Source organism: Hymenobacter rubidus, from assembly GCF_016734815.1.
Lineage (GTDB): Bacteria > Bacteroidota > Bacteroidia > Cytophagales > Hymenobacteraceae > Hymenobacter > Hymenobacter rubidus.
In genome coordinates, this window is sequence record NZ_JAERQF010000043.1 from 1 (window position 1) to 16293 (window position 16293).

A 16293-nucleotide genomic window follows, 5' to 3' on the forward strand; every position below is an offset into this window, starting at 1 on the left:
TCTTTGCCGAGGCCGACAACTACAAGGTGCTCAAAGCCGCCCAGATTCTGCGCGACGAGGGCATCTGCTGGCCCATTTTGCTGGGGCCGCCCGAAAAAATCGAAGCCATTGCCCGCGCCAACAGCCTGGACTTGGAAGGGTGCGAAATCATCAACATCCTGCGGGAAGACGCCACGCGCGAAGCGTACGCCCAGCGGCTCTACGAAAAGCGCCAGCGCCGGGGCGTCACGCTCTACGAAGGGCGCCGGCTCATGCGCGAGCGCAACTACTACGCGGCCATGCTGGTGGACACCGGGGCGGCCGACGCCTGCATCACGGGCCTGACGAAGGACTACGGCAAAAGCATCATCCCCTCGCTGCAGGTCATCGGCACGGAGGAAGGCGTGCGCCGGGTGGCCTCGATGTACATCATCCAGCACAAGAAGGGCCCGTACTTCTTCGCCGACACCACGGTCAACATCAACCCCACGGCCGAGGAAATGGTCGAGATTATCGGCCTCACGGCGCGGGCCGTGCGCTTCTTCGACGCCGAGCCGCGCATGGCCGTCATCAGCTACTCCAACTTTGGCTCCAACGCCGGCGCGCTGCCGGAAAAGACGCGCCGGGCCACCGAGCTGGCCAAGGCGCGCTTCCCGCACCTGCTGATTGACGGCGAAATGCAGGCCAACGTGGCCCTGAGCCCGCAGCTGCTGCAGGAAAACTACGGCTTCTCGCCCCTGGCCGAAAAAGGCGCCAACACGCTGATTTTCCCCAACGTGGAGTCGGGCAACATCGCCTACAAGGTGCTGCAGGAAATCGGCGGGGCCGAGGTCATCGGGCCCGTGCTCCTGGGCCTGCGCAAGCCCGTGCACATCCTGCAGCTCGGCGCCTCGGTGCGCGACATCGTCAACATGGCCGCCATCGCCGTGGTGGATGCCCAAACCGGCAGCAAGGCGCTGTGAGTAGGGGCAGGCGGAGGTAGATTAGAACGTCCTGCTGAGCGCAGCCGAAGCATCTCTCCCACGCCGCTTGTCATGCTGACGAAGGAAGTATCTTCTCACGTTCTGCCGATGCGTTCTGGCGTGATAAGGTCCTTCGCTGTGCTCAGGATGACAAGTGGCGTGGGAGAGATGCTTCGGCTGCGCTCAGCAGGACGGGACTACGAATATGACGGGCTTTTGGCCATAATTCGGCCCCTTCACACCTTCCTCATTTTCTCCAAAAATTTTGGCCGAAAAGCCAGTAAATTTGGGAGATAAAAGCGTGGCGTTGGTGTTGCGCAAATACACTCCTGGTTTCTCCTTTCCCAGCCTATGATTGCCTACCTCGACGGTAAACTTGCTTACAAAGACGCCACCCTGGCCATTGTTGACATCCTGGGCATCGGCTACGAAGTCCGGATTTCGCTGGCCACCTACTCCAAGCTGCCCGCCGAGGGCGCGGCCACCAAAATCTATACCTACCAGCACATTAAGGAAGACGGGCAGACGCTCTACGGCTTCCTCGACCCCAGCGAGAAGGCGCTGTTTATGCTCCTGATTTCGGTGTCGGGCATTGGGCCGGGCACGGGCATTGTGATGGTGAGCAGCATGAGCGTGGGCGAAATCCGCGAAGCCATTGTGAACGAGAACGTGCGGGCCATCCAGAGCATCAAGGGCGTGGGCCCGAAAACGGCCCAGCGCGTGATTCTGGAGCTGAAAGACAAGCTGCGGAAGGATGAATTATTGGCCAAAGCGGGCGTGGATACCGTGCCGCTGGCGCGGCAACACAATACGCGGCGCGCCGAAGCGTTGCAGGCCCTGGTGACCCTGGGCTTCGCGCGGGCCGCCGCCGAGAAGCAGTTGGACCAGATTCAGCACAAGCACGGTGGGGAGCTGAGCGTGGAGGAATTGATTAAATTTGCTTTGAAGTCGCATTGAGCCGCGGCCGTGTTTAGCTGTGAGCCAATAGCTTTTAGCTACTAGCGGTCCGCTGGTGCGCCTCGTCGGAGGCGCTGTGGCCTTGCCTTACCCATTACGCTTCGCTTTTGATGAGCCGTCCGAGCCCCGACGATGTCTTATGGGCTAACAGCTATCCGCTACTAGCTATCCGCTAAACCTTTATCCTGCTTGAAATCCGGTCAGAAATTACTCCCCGCGTCGGTTGTTATGGTTGCGTCGTTGCTGGCGTGGTGGGCCCAAGCCACACCCACCGGCAGCGCACGCCTGACCAACGCGTGGCTGCGCGCCAGCCGTGCCCTGGCTGCCGATACCCCCCGGCCCGTTGGGGCGGTGGTGGACACCACGGGCCCGTACAAACCGAGCCGCCGGCCCCGCGTGCGGCCCCGCGACCGGCCCGGCAGCCCGTTCGGGTCGCACCGGCGCGAGTCGCCGCTGGTGCTGCCGCTGCCCAAAAGCGTGAAGCTGAACGTGGCGGTGGACGACAGCCTGAAACAGTTTGACGTACAGGAAAAAGTAGGGGCCAACGTAGACTACCGCGACCCCAGCGTGCTTACGTACAAGCAGTACGAGGAGTTCCAGCGGCGCCAGGCCATCAGCGACTACTACCGGGAGAAGGCCAAGGGCGGCATTACGGGGCCGGCGGCGGCGGCGGGCACGCCCCAGGCCCAGCGCCTGATTCCTAAGATTTACCTCGGGCCCGTGGCGAACCGCATTTTCGGGGGCAGCTACGTCGACATCCGGCCGGCCGGCTCGGTTACGCTCAAGTTTGGGGCCCGGTTCAACAAAAACGAAAACCCGGCCCTGACCCTGCGCCAGCAGAGCGTGGGCGACTTCTTGTTTGAGCAAAACATCAACGTCAACCTGACGGGCGCCATTGGCACCAAGCTCAAGCTGGTGTTCAACTACGACACCAAGGCCGCGTTCGATTTCGACAACCAGATGAAGTTCGACTACGCCGGTGAGGAAACCGACATCATCCGGAAAGTGGATTTGGGCAACGTGAGTTTGCCGCTCACCAACTCGCTGGTGCAGGGCGGGCAAAACCTGTTTGGGGCCAAGGTGACGACGCAGTTTGGCCGCTTGGGCGTGACGGCCGTGGCCGCCACCGTGCGCGGCACCGCCGACGAAGTGCGCATCCAGAACGGCGCGCAGAGCCGTCAGTACGAAATCAAGGCCAGCCAGTACGAGAAGGACCGGCACTTTTTCTTGTCGCAGTTTTTCCGCGAGCGCTACGACCAGGCCCTGCGCAACCTGCCCACCATCCAGAGCGGCGTGTCCATCTCGCGCCTGGAGGTGTACGTGACCAACGACAACCGCACCACCGAAAACCTGCGCAACGTGGTGACGCTGACCGACTTGGCCGAGCCGCTGCGCTTGTACCAGGGCAAGTTTCAGACCAACCAGGCCGCCACTGCTCAGACGCCGGCCAACAACACGGCCAACTCCGAGTTTGGCATTCTGACGGGGGGCGGCACCAGCGCCCGCGACGCAACCACCGTCGATGACTTTTTGCAAAATGGGCAGGGCCTGGCCAAGAACGTGGACTTTGAGCGCGTGCGGGCCCGCAAGCTCGACCCCCGCGAATACACTTTCAACGCCCAGCTGGGCTACCTGAGCCTGAACACCGCCCTGCTACCCGACCAGGTGCTGGGCGTGAGCTACACCTACCTCTACAACGGTAAAACCTACAAAGTGGGCGAAACCTCGGACGACTACGCCAGCGTGGGCGCCGACCAGGTGGTGTTCCTGAAAATGCTGCGCGCCAGCAACCCCGGCGTGGGCGTGGCCGACCCCGGCAAGAACCCGCGCAACCCCAACCTGCGCACCCGCAACACGCCGACCTGGGATTTGATGATGAAAAACATCTATCCCCTGAACGCCTCGCAACTGAGCCGCGACAACTTCCAGCTGCAAATCATCTACAAGGACGACGCGACGGGCGTCGACCTGATTTCACTAAAGGAAGGCAGCAAAATTGCGAACCGGCCGCTCATTGAGGTGCTTAACCTCGACCACGTGAACTCGAACAACGACCGGAACCCGGACGGCAACTTCGACTACTTCCCCGGCGTGACCATTGACCCGGAGCTGGGCAAGATTATTTTCCCGAACCTCCAGCCCTTCGGTTCCTTTCTGCGCACGCAGTTCGATACCGTGGCTGTAGATGAGCGTCCGCTAATCGCCAAGTACGTATACTCGGAACTGTACAACCAGACCCAGAGCGACGCGCAGCAGCGGCAGGAAAAGGACAAGTTTTTCCTGCGCGGGCGCTTTCAGGGCGGGGCGGGCTCCGACGAAATCAACCTGCCGGGCATCGGCATTGCGCAGGGCTCGGTGCGGGTGATGTCGGGCTCGACGCTGCTCACCGAGGGCACCGACTACCAGGTGTTTTACGACCAGGCCAAGGTGAAAATCCTGAACCCGGCCTACCTCAACTCGGCCAACGAGCTGAAGGTGACCTTTGAAAAAAATGCGCTGGTGCAGGTGCAGCCGCGCAAGCTGGTGGGCGCCCGCCTCGACTACCGCCTGAACAAGGACGTGACCTTTGGCGGCACGGCCCTGCACCTGCTCGAAAACCAGGCGCCTGGCATCAACCGCGTCAATATTGGCGACGAGCCCGGCAACAACACCCTCATTGGTCTCGACGGCAGCATTCGGAAAGACAGCCGGGTGCTCACCAAGTACCTCGACATGCTGCCCTTCGTGTCGACCAAAGAAGTGTCGACCATTGCCTTCAGCGGGGAGTTTGCCAAGCTGCTGCCGGGCCGCTCGCAGCTCGGCAACGGCGAAAACGGCGTGTCGTACATCGACGATTTCGAGAATGCCCGCACGCCCTACACGCTGGGCGGGCTGGCCAGCATTCCGGCCTGGCGGCTGGCTTCTACGCCCACGCCCGTTTTGGGCAGCACGGCCGTGGGCCTGCCCTACAACTACCAGCGGGCCAAGCTGGCTTGGTACACCATCGACCAGAGCTACTACACCGGCGGCCCCAGCGTGCCCGGCAACATCGGCGCCACCGACCTCACCAACCACTACATCCGAGGCGTGCGGCGCGATGAGGTGTTCCCGAACAAGGACTTGGGCGCGACCGGCAACGGCTACGAGTACACGTTTGACCTGGCGTATTATCCCAAGGAGCGCGGCCCCTACAACTTCAACCCCAACGTGAATGCCGGGGGCAAAACCTTCGCCCTGGGCGAAAACCCCCAGGACAAGTTTGGCGGCGTGAGCCGGGCCATCACCTTCGACACGGATTTCGACAACGCCAACATCGAATACCTGGAGTTCTGGCTGATGGACCCCTTCCTGAGCACCACCAACCCCAATGCCGACCCTAAGCGGGTGAACATTGCGGACCAGGACGGCAACGACCAGCCCAACACGCACGGCGGCGACCTGATAATTAACCTGGGCAACGTGAGCGAGGACGTGCTGAAGGACGGCGACCAGCACGAATTCGAAAACGGCCTGCCCACCACCACCGACCCCCAGGACATTGCCGACAACAGCAAGCAGTCGCCCTGGGGCCGGGTGACGCGCCAACAGTTTCTGACCGATGCCTTTAATGCGGCGCCGGGCGCCCGGGCCCTGCAGGACGTGGGCCTGGACGGCGTAAACGACGCCACGGAGCAGGCCTTTTTTGGCGCTTATCCGCCGGCGCTGGGCACGGTGAGCCCCTTGTATGGCGGCCTGCCCGACCCTTCGGCCGACGACTTCCGCCACCACCTCGACCCCAGCTACGACCAAACCAACACCAAGCTGCTGGGCCGCTACAAGAACTACAACGGCTACGAGGGCAACTCGGCCGAGAACAGCCAGCTCGTGTCGACGGCCTTTCCCGACAAGGAGGATTTGAACCGCGACAACGTGGTGCAGGACGTGGAGCGCTACTACGAGTACAAGATGCACCTCGCGCCGAACGGCTTGGATGTGGGCTCGCCGGATGCGCGCTACATCATCGACAAGGTGACCAACACCGTGAACGGCGACCAGGTGACGTGGTACCAATTTCGCATTCCGATTCGGGAATACACCGGCATTCAGGGCAACTCGGGCGAGTTCGGCTTCAAATCCATCCGCTTCCTGCGCATGTACATGACCGGCTGGCAGGAGCCGGTGGTGCTGCGCATGGTGCAGCCCCAGTTTGTGGCCAACCAGTGGCGCCGCTTCAACAACAAAATCGTAGACAATGCCCCGGGGGCCCAGGCGCCGCTAAACCAAATCACCGATGTCGACGCCTTCAACATCTCGACGGTGAGCATCGAGGAAAACGGCCTGGCGGTGGCCGCCGGCGCGGGCAAGAAGATTCCCTATCTGTCGCCGCCCGGCATTCTGCGCGACAAGGAGTACGGCAGCAGCAGCACCTCGCGCCTGCAAAACGAGCAAAGCCTGCGCCTGACCGTGACCAACCTGCGCAATGGCTACGCCAAGGCTGCCTACAAGAACATTACCATCAACATGCTGCGCTACAAGCGCCTGCGGGTGTTCTTGCACGGCGACACCGAAGACCCCAACACGCTCAGCGACGAAACCCGCGCCTTTCTGCGCATTGGCACCGACTATACCCAGAACTACTACGAGTACTCGCTGCCCCTAAAGCTGACCAACGTTAGCGACGTGACGGGCTCGGACGACAACAAGGCCAACGCGGTGTGGCCCGAAGCCAACCGCCTCGACGTGGCGTTTCAGGATTTCATCGACGCCAAAGCCAAGCGCAACCAGACCCAGGGCTACAAATTGCAGGACCCGTTTACGGTGGTGCTGGCGAATGGTGCCTCCATCACGGTGGTGGGCAACCCCGACTTTTCGGCGGTGCAGGGCGTGATGATTGGCGTGCTGAACCCGGTGGGCGACGGCTCCGATACGTCCTCGAAAAGTGTAAACCTGTGGGCCGATGAGTTCCGGGTGTTTGACTTTGAGCAGCAGGCGGGCTACGCCGCGCGGGCCAGCCTCAACATGAAGCTGGCCGACGTGGCCAACGTGACGGCCACCGGCAGCTTCACCAGCGTGGGCTTTGGGGGCTTGCAGGACAAGGTGCAGCAGCGCTCGACGGACGACGTGTTCCGGGGCGATTTGAACACCACCATCGCGGCCGAAAAATTCCTGCCGCCCCAGCTCAACCTGCGCCTGCCGGTGCTGCTCCAGATTGGCAAGGAAAGCCGCACGCCCCTCTACGACCCCCTCGACCCCGACACCAAGCTGGAGCAGAGCCTCCAGAAGTTCAAGAAGTCGGACAACACGGTAGACTCCGAAGCGCAGGCCGCCTACCGCAAGCTGGTGGTGGACCAAACCACTAGCCGCAGCGTCTCGGCCCTGAACGTGCGCAAGGAGCGGGCCCCCGCCAAGCCCGGTGCCCCCTTGGTGAAGCCCAAGCCCTGGGACATCGAGAACGTGGCCCTGAGCTATACCATCACCGACCGCCTGCACACCGACATCCGCACCGACCGCGACTACACCAAGTCCTACACGGCCGCCATTGCCTACGTGTACCAGACCACGCCCAAAAACTACCAGCCGCTGGCCAACTTCAAGGTGCTGGACAACCCGTACCTGCGCATTTTCAAGGAAGTCAACTTCACGCCCCTGCCCTCGCGCTTCTCGTTCCGGACGGATATTGACCGGCGCTACAACGAGCGGTTCCTGCAGCGGGTGCTGGAGGCCGGCACCCTGCCCACCACCGACGGCATTGCGCCGGTTATTCAGAAGTCGTTCTACATCAGCCGCATCTACGACCTGAAGTGGGACCTGACCAAGAGCCTGATTTTCGATTACACCGCCAACAACCGCGGCGTGGTGGACGAAGGCCGGGGCCGCACCATTGGGGTGAGCGACGACGCCATCCGCAACCGCAGCCTGCTGCAGGAAAACCTGTTGCGCGGCGGCCGCACCGTCAACTTCAACCAAACGGCCTCGCTCACCTACCGGCTGCCGCTCGACAAGTTCCCGCTCACCGACTGGCTGAGCGCCGAAACCCGCTACTCGGCCAACTACACCTGGCAGGCTTCGTCGGCCTCGCTGCGCAAGCCGGTGTACCCCGTGCCCACCGGCGACGAAGCCAAGGACACGCTCACCACCAGCCTGTACCTGGGCAACACCATTCAGAACAACGCCGAAATGAGCGCCAACGGCAAAATTGACCTGGTGAAGCTCTACAACAAGGTGAAGTTCCTGAACATCATCAACAACGCGCCGCCGCCCACGGCCCGGCCCCGCTCGGCCGTGCGCGGCCCCCTGCGCCCCGGCGAGCCCGCCGCGCCGCCGGCCCAGCCCGCCGACACCACCCGCGAAAAGAACCGCTTTGTGAAAGCCGTGCTGCGCTCGCTGATGACGGCCCGCTCCATCAACTTCACCTACGTGCGCTCCAACGGCACGCTGCTGCCCGGCTACATGCCCAAAACCCAGGCGTTCGGCTTCGACCACGGATTCACGGCGCCGGGTCTGCCCTTCATCATTGGTAAGCAGTACCCGCTCACGGACCTGTATAGCCTGGCGGCCGTGCAGAACGACTGGTACACCCACGACAGCGAATACCTGAACACGCCGCTCAGCTCGCTGCTCACCCAAACCATCACGCTGCGCACGGCCCTGGAGCCGTTCCGGGGGTTCAACATCCAGGTAGATGCCCGCCACCAACTGGCCCGCAACCGCGAAATCTACTACCGTACGCTGCTCGATACGGTAACCCTAAAGCCCGTGGTGAACCCCCTGACCGGGCGCAACGCACAGGCCGACCACCCCTTGCTGGGCACGGGCTCGTTCAGCATGTCCACCATCACCATTCAAACCCTGTTCGGCGACTTGGGGGCCAACGGCGAGACGTCCAAAGCCTTCCAGCAGTTTGTGCAGAACCGCGCCATTGTGCGGCAGCGCCTCACGGATGCCAACCACAATAACACGGGTCTGTATGGGTACAATTCGCAGGAAGTGCTCATTCAGAGCTTCCTCGATGCCTACCACGGTAAGTCGTCGGACGGCTATGAGGCCAAAGCCTTCAACCCCTTTGCCGGGCTGCCGCTGCCCAACTGGCGCGTCGACTACAACGGTTTTGCCGACCTGCCTTTCGTGAAGAAATACTTCTCGTCGTTCACGCTCAACCACGCCTACTCTTCCACTTACAGCCTGGCCAGCTACACCACCTCGACGCTCTACAATCCCGATATTTTTAACCCCGATACCGACTTCCCCAGCCGCGTCAATACCTCGGGCCAGTACCTGCCCTACTACGTGGTGGGCCAGGTGAGCATTGCCGAGCGGTTGTCGCCGCTCATTGGCATCAACTTCCAGACGGTGAGCCGCGCCACCGGCCGCCTCGAATACCGCACCGACCGCGCCATTGCCCTGAACACCACCAATGCCCAGGTCACGGAAATTCACACCGAGGAAATCGTGGTCGGTTTTGGCTATTCCACCAACAGCCTCAAGCTGCCCTTCCGCATCGGCGGCGAGCAGCGCGTGCTGAAAAACAACCTCACTGCCCGCCTCGACCTGAGCATCCGCGACAACATCACGGTGCAGCGCAGCATCCTCGATAGCACCGACCCCACCAGCCCCACGGCGCTCGGCGACATTGGCCGCGCCCAGGGCACGGTCACCAACGGCTCGAAAACCTTCCAGCTGCGCCCCACCATCGATTACCTGCTCAACACCCGCCTCAACCTGCAGCTCTACTACAGCCAAACCATCACCACGCCGCGCATCAGCAACGCCTTCCGCAACTCGGCTACCGAAGGCGGCGTGCAGCTGCGCTACAGCCTGACGCAGTAACGGGATAGGTTGGTGAGGCGTAATGCTTACTTTTGGCCGACCAACCCACAACTTCACCACTCACCCAAACACCTATGAACCTCCCCGCCACCCTGCACTATACCAAGGACCACGAATGGATTCGCGTCGAAGGCGATGTTGCCTTCGTCGGCATCACCGACCACGCGCAGAAAGAGCTGGGCGACATCGTGTACGTCGACATCGACACGCTGGATAAGGACGTGGCCCAACACGACGTATTTGGCACGGTGGAGGCCGTAAAAACGGTGTCGGACCTGTTCAGCCCCATCACCGGCACTGTGCTGGAGGTGAACGCCAAGCTGGCCGATGCCCCCGAAACCGTCAACTCCGACCCCTACGGCGACGGCTGGATGGTGAAAATTTCCATTGCCAAGCCCGAAGAGCTGCAAGAGCTGCTGACCGCCGAAGCCTACGGCGAGCTGGTAGGCGCGTAATTGTAGCACCTGCTGTAGCTTGTGCGTCGTATGCCGATTCCTTCCCGCACTTCGCCCAGGCTACAACAGGTGCCGCTCCGGCCCTACGCCGCCTTGCCCATTGGCTGGGCCGTGGTCGTGCTGGTGCTCACCCTCACCCCCTCCGATGAAATGCCGCGCACGCCCGTGTGGGAGCTGCTGTCCTTCGACACAGCCGCCCATGCGGGCGTGTTCTTCGTTTTGGCGGCGCTTAGCTGGTTTTCACTGCATCGGCAGCGCCGCTGGCCCTGGCTGGCCCACCACGCAGTCGCGACCACGTTGGTGGGCAGCGTCCTCTTCGGCGCCCTTATCGAAGTGCTCCAGATGACCATGAAGCTGGGCCGCCACGGCGAGTGGTCTGACCTGATTAGCGACAGCATCGGAGCCGGCTTAGCCGTGGGCCTGGCTACGGCCTGGGCCGCCCGCCAAGCCCGCCAAAACAAGTTCTTGGCAGCTGTAGTGTGCTGGCTGGGCCTGATGCTAGCCACTACCACTGCCCAGGCGCAGGACATAGCCCGCGCCCGCCACACCATCGAAACGTTGGCTTCTGAGAAAATGCACGGCCGCGGCTACGTGCAGCAGGGTGAGCACATTGCGGCCGAATACCTGCGTAAGCGGTTCCGGGAGCTGAAGCTGACGCCATTGGCGCCGAACTATACCCAGCCGTTTACGCTGGACGTAAACACGTTTCCGGGAAAAATAATGCTGGCCTTTGGCGATTCCGCCATGTGGAGCGGCGGGCGCCCGCTTTGGCGTGAAGCGCCGTTGCGGCCGGGGCTCGACTACATTGCCGCACCGGCTTCGGCGGGCACCGTTGGCGCCACTCGCTGGGTTCCACTGGTCGAGTTGCCCGACAGCGCAATACTGGTCAACGCCGGTAGCACGTGGTGGCAATGGGCAAACCGGCAGCCTCGCCACAAGTGGGCCTTGGTGCTGCCCCAACGCGCGTTACCGTTGCTTGGCGCCCTCCCGCCGCCGCTCCGGCAGCGCCTCGACTCGGTGGCTCGTCTCACCATTGTGCCCAAGCTCACGGCCTCCATCGGTAGTGAGGTAGCACCCAACGTGCGTTTTGAAGTACTTGCCCAATCGTGGGGCGCCTTTGCCGGTCGCGCTCGGGTGGCAGCACCAATTGCCCATTACCTCGGCTTCGCTCTCGACGCCCAAGTTCAGCGCAACTACCAAACCCAGAACCTCGCCGCCGTCATTCGCGGCAGCGCCCAGCCTGATTCTTTCCTCGTCGTCTCGGCCCACTACGACCACCTGGGCACGATGGGCAGGGACGTGTACTTTCCCGGTGGCAACGACAACGCCAGCGGCGTTTCGATGCTGCTGGAGCTGGCCGCGCACTACGCGCAACCCGCGAACCGCCCGGCTTACTCCGTGGTGTTTCTCCTTTTTGGAGCCGAAGAAGCCGGCCTGGTGGGCTCGCAATACTTTGTGGCGCACCCCCTGGTACCGCTCCAAAACATCAAGTTCCTGGTCAACCTCGACCTGCTGGGTACCGGCGAGCAAGGTGCTACCGTGGTGAATGGCAAAGTGTTCGAAGCACCTTATAAGCGCTTGGTAGCCCTAAACGACGCCCACCACTACCTGCCCGCGCTGGGCGCCCGTGGCAAAGCGGCTAACTCCGACCATTACCCTTTTTCTGAAGCGGGCGTACCGGCGTTTTTCCTCTACACCCGCGGCGGCAGTACCGCCTACCACGACGTAAACGATAAACCAGCCGCCCTGTCTCTGGCTGGTTTTGCCGGCGCGTTTGGGCTGGTGCGTGATTTTCTCAACGAAAAAGGCGCTGCGCCCACCCAAAAAAATAGTCGGTAGCCGAACCTGCGTTCAACTACCGACCTTATTTCTAACAGCTAACAGCTAACAGCTAACAGCTAACAGCTAACAGCTAACAGCCTAGCCTTTGGCTTTCAGCGAAAGCATGATTTGCTTGGCAATGGGCTCCCACTCGGGTTTCTGGCGGTCGGCGCAGTTGAAGGTGCAAATCATCAGCTTGCCTTCTACGTCGGTGAAGAAAATGAGTGTGTATACCTCGTGGCCCATTTCGGGCTTCATGAATTCGAGGTAGCCCACCTTGCGGTTGTTGATGTTTTTCACGCCATCGCCAAACCAGGTAGCCTCTTTGTACTGCTTGTGGTAGGTCTTGCCGAACGAAGCAGAGTAGATGTCCACCATGTCCTGGTCGGCGTCGTTGTCCGAGTAGTTGAAAGCGAGGCTGATGAGGTTGTTGTTGGTGAAAATAACGCTGGGGCGGCTTTGGGACTTGGCGTAGGCAAAATCCATCTGCTGCTCGGTCATCACCTCAAATCCTTTGGGAATGAGGATTTCGACCCGCTCACTTAGGACGCGTTTTTTTACCAACTCAATTTCAGATGCAGGGCGTGCGGAGGTTAATAGCAACCCCAGAATACAGAGTAAAAATGTAATTTTCATACTAATTGGCGATAAGTGGTGAGTAGCTAAATCGTATTCGGGCACCCAAGTTAGATACAATAACCAAATATCCAACTTTGAGTTCTCAAATATCGTTTGTTTTTTCGGGAGTACGAGGATATTTGATTTTGGATTTACCAATAACAGCCTAGTATTCTAGTGGTTGTCTATGGGCCAACTTGCAGGCGAAACAAAGTCCGAACTAAGCGCCAGTGGCAATTCAGTGCCAATTGCGTTGCAAGATTTACACGTATAATCCTATCAAATGAGATTTTCGGTCAACACAATTGTTTCCTCGATGAACAGCATCATACCCTACTTGTCGCGCCAACCGAATTGCTAGAGAATGTTGTTTAACTGCTCTTTTATCTTCTCCAATTCTTCCTTCATGCCCACCACTAGGTGCTGCACGGTGGCGTCGTTGGCCTTAGAGCCGATGGTGTTGATTTCGCGGCCGATTTCCTGGGCCAGAAAGCCGAGCTTTTTGCCCACGGCCTCGTCGGGCTGGTGCACGGCCTGTTCAAAATAGGCCAGATGGGCCGCCAGGCGCACTTTCTCCTCGGCAATGTCCAGCTTTTCGATGTAGTACAGCACTTCCTGCTCGAAGCGGGTGGCGTTGAACTGCTCGTGGCTGGTGAGCTCGGCCAGGTGGCCGGCCAGGCGCTGGCGCACGTGTTCGATGCGAGCGGGGTCGTGCAGTTCCACGGAGGCAAGCTGCTGGCGGATGGTGGCTATGTAGCCCAGAATTTCGGTGCTGAGGGTCTGGCCCTCGTCGTGGCGGAACTGCTGCATGGCGGCCAACGCTTCGGTCAGCAACGGTTGCAGCTCGGACCAGGCTATTTCCTCGGCGGTGGGCTCGGCATCGCGCAGCTCGGTGGCGCTGGGGATGACGCCGGGCAGGCGCAGGGCGGCCATGAAGGTTTCTTCGCCGGCGGTCACGCCCAGGCTTTCGGCCACGGTTTTCAGTTCCTGAAAAGCGGCAATGAGGGCCTCCTTGTTGAGCGTGGCGGCGCGGGCAGCAGCTGGCCGCACAAATTCCAGATTGAGGTTGACTTTGCCGCGTAGCAAAGCTTTTGCTACCGCGTTGCGGATTTCCAGCTCGTGGGGCATCAGGAAGCGGGGCAGGCGCAGGGTGAGGTCCAGGGTTTTGGAATTGACGGAACGCAGCTCGATGGTGGCGGTGTACGTGTCGGTTTCGCGATGGGCCTGGCCGAAGCCGGTCATGGAGAGAAGCATAGGGGGAAATGAGCTGATTGAGGCTGCAAAGGAACTACCCAAACTTCTGGCTTGCGAGGCTACGTAGCTGTACCGGAGCAGCCCAGGTCTGGAATAGCAGCGGCGGAGCCATAGCCGCAGATAATGAAAACGTGACGAAAGGGTAATTGACGGGCTTATCCAGGCACTGACTGCGGCCAATAGCTTTGCCGGAGCAATTACTATAGCCTTACGTGTATAGCCGTGAATACAACACAAAAAATGGCCATAGCCGGCAGCATACTGCTCGCTACGGCCACTGCCGGGCATGCCCAGATGGCTAGCCGCACAGCCGTTCCGGTGGCCGCCGCCACTGTTGCGGCCGCCACGCCGGTCGCCCCGGAAGTGCTCACTTACGCCGATGAAATGCCGGCCTATCCTGGCGGCGACGCGGCCATGCACCAGTTCCTGGCCAAGAAAATCAACTACCCCGCCGAGGCTAACCAGCAGAACCTCTCCGGCACGGTGTACGTGCGCTTTGTGGTGGACGAGCAGGGCCGCATCCGCGACGCGGAAGTAGCCAAGGGCTGCGGCCATGGCTTCGATGAAGAGGCCTTGCGCGTGGTGCGCCTCATGCCGTGGTGGACGGCTGGCCGCGTGGCAGGCCAGCCTGTGCGGGTGCAACGCACGCTGCCGATTATCTTCCGGCTGAGCCGGTAGATTTTGAGCTGAGTCGAGTTAAGTTGCCTGTCATTCTGAGCGTGCGAAGGACCTTCTCACGTTCATGCCGATTAGAATTACTGCTAAACGTGCAGGTGTGAGAAGGTCCTTCGTCTCTGCTTGATGCGCAGAATGCTCAGGATGACAGGCGATTTGGATTTCTGAACAGCGTGAGAAAACAAAAAAGGCTCTCCGAAGCGGGGAGCCTTTTTTGCGTGGTAGACAGTCAAATGATTAGTAGTCGGTATTCTGCGGGTCGAAGTTGGTCCAGCCGGTGGCCCAGTTGTCGGTGCTTTGGCCCGAGCCGCTGAAGGCGCCGATGTAAGCCACCTTCGTGAAGAAGCTGTCCGAAACCTTGCTGTCGGTGAAGGCCGGCGATACCACCGGGTTGGTGTTGGTGGCCGATGTCCAGACGATGGGGGACGTGGTGAGGGGCAGGAAGCTGGGAGCCGTGAGGCTGAAGGGATTCAGCAGGCGTACCTCATCGGAATTGGTGTAGCGCTTGTTCACGTTGCTGGTTTTGTAGAGCCAGCTCAGCGGGCCCACGGCCGTGCCGAAGCTGCTGCTGTCGGAGCTCATGGCCGAGGTAGGCGTGAGCGAACCCGCACCACCGGCCGGGCCGATGTAGATGATGTTTTTCTGGTTGCGGGTAGCTGCGGTGCCGGCCGCCATGCCGGCAATAATGTTATTCTGGAAGCGCAGGTCATTGTTGGCTACGTTGACGGCCGTCTTGGCGTGGTCAACCAGGATGCCGGCCGGATAGCCAAGAATCACCGAGTTCATGATGCTCTGGGCCGAGTTGCGGCGGATGTGCGCCGCGGCCACGTACTGCGAGCTGATGCCGCCCACGTTGTTAATGTTATTGAGCGGTCCAATCACGGTCACGTTCGAGAACACGGCGCTGGTTTTGGGCAGGTTGTCGGAAGCGTTGGCGTCGTTGTCGCTTTCAAAAGCCTTCGAGCCCGACTGGTCGGCCTGCAGCGGGTCGCGGAGCGACACGGCAAACTGCACCTTGCCCGAGAAACCGTTGTCGGTGTCGAAGTCGTCGTCGTAGCCGCGGTGGGCAATGAGGTACTTGGCGTTCACGGTGCCACCAAACCACTCGTAAGAGTCATCGCCGGAGTAGGAAACCTGGAGGTGGTCGAGGGTAGTGCCCGAGCCCACGCCGCAGAGGGTCAGGCCGTTGATTTCGTTATTGGGGGAGAAGGCGATGCCGCCAAACTCGATGCGCACATACTGCAGGGTGCCGGAGTTGTCGGCCGCGTCGGTGCCGCCGTAGGTGGTGGTGGGGCCGCCTTCCACCACGGGTTTCACGCCGTTCACGATGCTGTTCACCGGCGCGTTGCCGCAGAGAATCACGCCGCCCCAGTCGCCGTAGTTGCGGCTGCCCTTGGGCTGGTTGGAAGTGAAAATAATGGGCTTGGCGGCGGTTCCGGCGGCAATCAGCTTGGCGCCGGGCTCCACGATGAGCGAGCCCTTGGAGTCCTTATCACCCTTGATGACGGTGCCGGGCTCGATGGTGAGCGTAGCACCGGAACGCACGTACACGTAGCCTTTCAGCAGGTACTTGTTGCTGGCCGTCCAGGTGGTGCTGGTTTTCACTTCGGTCACTTCCACGGTCTGGCCAGTGGTCGTGGTCGTCGTATCCGGTGTGGCGGTGGTGGCATCGTCTTTTTTGCAAGCCGCCAGGCTCAGCGAAAACAGGGCGGCGGCGAGCAGAGTACGCTGACGAAACGGGTTGAGAACTTGCATGGTATGCTAAGAATTAGTTGGTGAGGGGTTGA

At 61.0% G+C, this 16293-nt stretch carries 9 protein-coding genes; 6 read left to right on the top strand and 3 right to left on the bottom strand.

What is annotated here, in order from left to right; all coding sequences use genetic code 11:
• The 5 genes from JKL48_RS20435 to JKL48_RS20455 all read left to right on the top strand — a co-directional run.
• Positions 1–941, top strand: a 941-nt coding sequence (locus JKL48_RS20435) for a phosphate acyltransferase (protein WP_262896020.1), incomplete at its 5' end; no start/stop codon positions are given.
• Between the two features lie 351 nt (positions 942–1292).
• On the top strand, positions 1293–1898 hold the full coding sequence (gene ruvA, locus JKL48_RS20440) for a Holliday junction branch migration protein RuvA (RefSeq protein WP_201986815.1): 606 nt from the start codon (positions 1293–1295) through the stop codon (positions 1896–1898).
• Between the two features lie 228 nt (positions 1899–2126).
• Positions 2127–9683, top strand: a complete 7557-nt coding sequence (sov, locus tag JKL48_RS20445) for a T9SS outer membrane translocon Sov/SprA (protein ID WP_201986818.1) — start codon at positions 2127–2129, stop codon at positions 9681–9683.
• Between the two features lie 74 nt (positions 9684–9757).
• A complete protein-coding gene (gene gcvH, locus JKL48_RS20450) occupies positions 9758–10138 on the top strand; it encodes a glycine cleavage system protein GcvH (protein WP_201986820.1) in 381 nt (126 codons plus the stop codon).
• 30 nt (positions 10139–10168) lie between these two features.
• Positions 10169–11977, top strand: a complete 1809-nt coding sequence (locus JKL48_RS20455; RefSeq protein WP_201986822.1) for a VanZ family protein — start codon at positions 10169–10171, stop codon at positions 11975–11977.
• 81 nt (positions 11978–12058) lie between these two features.
• Here JKL48_RS20455 and JKL48_RS20460 read toward each other — a convergent pair whose 3' ends face one another.
• Both JKL48_RS20460 and JKL48_RS20465 read right to left on the bottom strand, forming a co-directional pair.
• Positions 12059–12523, bottom strand: coding sequence for a hypothetical protein (locus JKL48_RS20460; protein ID WP_201986825.1), 465 nt, complete (start codon positions 12521–12523; stop codon positions 12059–12061).
• Positions 12524–12934: 411 nt separating this feature from the next.
• Entirely contained in the window at positions 12935–13831 is an 897-nt protein-coding gene (locus tag JKL48_RS20465) for a YicC/YloC family endoribonuclease (RefSeq protein ID WP_201986827.1), read from the bottom strand.
• 222 nt (positions 13832–14053) lie between these two features.
• Here JKL48_RS20465 and JKL48_RS23655 point away from each other — a divergent pair, with 222 nt between their 5' ends.
• Positions 14054–14509: an energy transducer TonB gene (locus tag JKL48_RS23655; protein WP_201986829.1), complete on the top strand. Its 456-nt coding sequence runs from the start codon at positions 14054–14056 to the stop codon at positions 14507–14509.
• A gap of 234 nt (positions 14510–14743) precedes the next feature.
• Here the strand turns inward: JKL48_RS23655 and JKL48_RS20475 are convergent, their stop codons facing one another.
• Complete coding sequence (locus JKL48_RS20475) at positions 14744–16261, bottom strand: T9SS C-terminal target domain-containing protein (RefSeq protein ID WP_201986831.1); 1518 nt, start codon at positions 16259–16261, stop codon at positions 14744–14746.
• Between the last annotated feature and the right edge of the window lie 32 nt (positions 16262–16293).

Excerpts from the sequence above, each read along its gene's own strand:
- ruvA (WP_201986815.1), top strand. The coding sequence starts at position 1,293 with ATGATTGCCTACCTCGACGGTAAACTTGCTTACAAAGACGCCACCCTG.
- JKL48_RS20465 (WP_201986827.1), bottom strand. The coding sequence starts at position 13,831 with ATGCTTCTCTCCATGACCGGCTTCGGCCAGGCCCATCGCGAAACCGAC.
- gcvH (WP_201986820.1), top strand. The coding sequence starts at position 9,758 with ATGAACCTCCCCGCCACCCTGCACTATACCAAGGACCACGAATGGATT.
- JKL48_RS20475 (WP_201986831.1), bottom strand. The coding sequence starts at position 16,261 with ATGCAAGTTCTCAACCCGTTTCGTCAGCGTACTCTGCTCGCCGCCGCC.
- sov (WP_201986818.1), top strand. The coding sequence starts at position 2,127 with ATGGTTGCGTCGTTGCTGGCGTGGTGGGCCCAAGCCACACCCACCGGC.
- JKL48_RS20455 (WP_201986822.1), top strand. The coding sequence starts at position 10,169 with ATGCCGATTCCTTCCCGCACTTCGCCCAGGCTACAACAGGTGCCGCTC.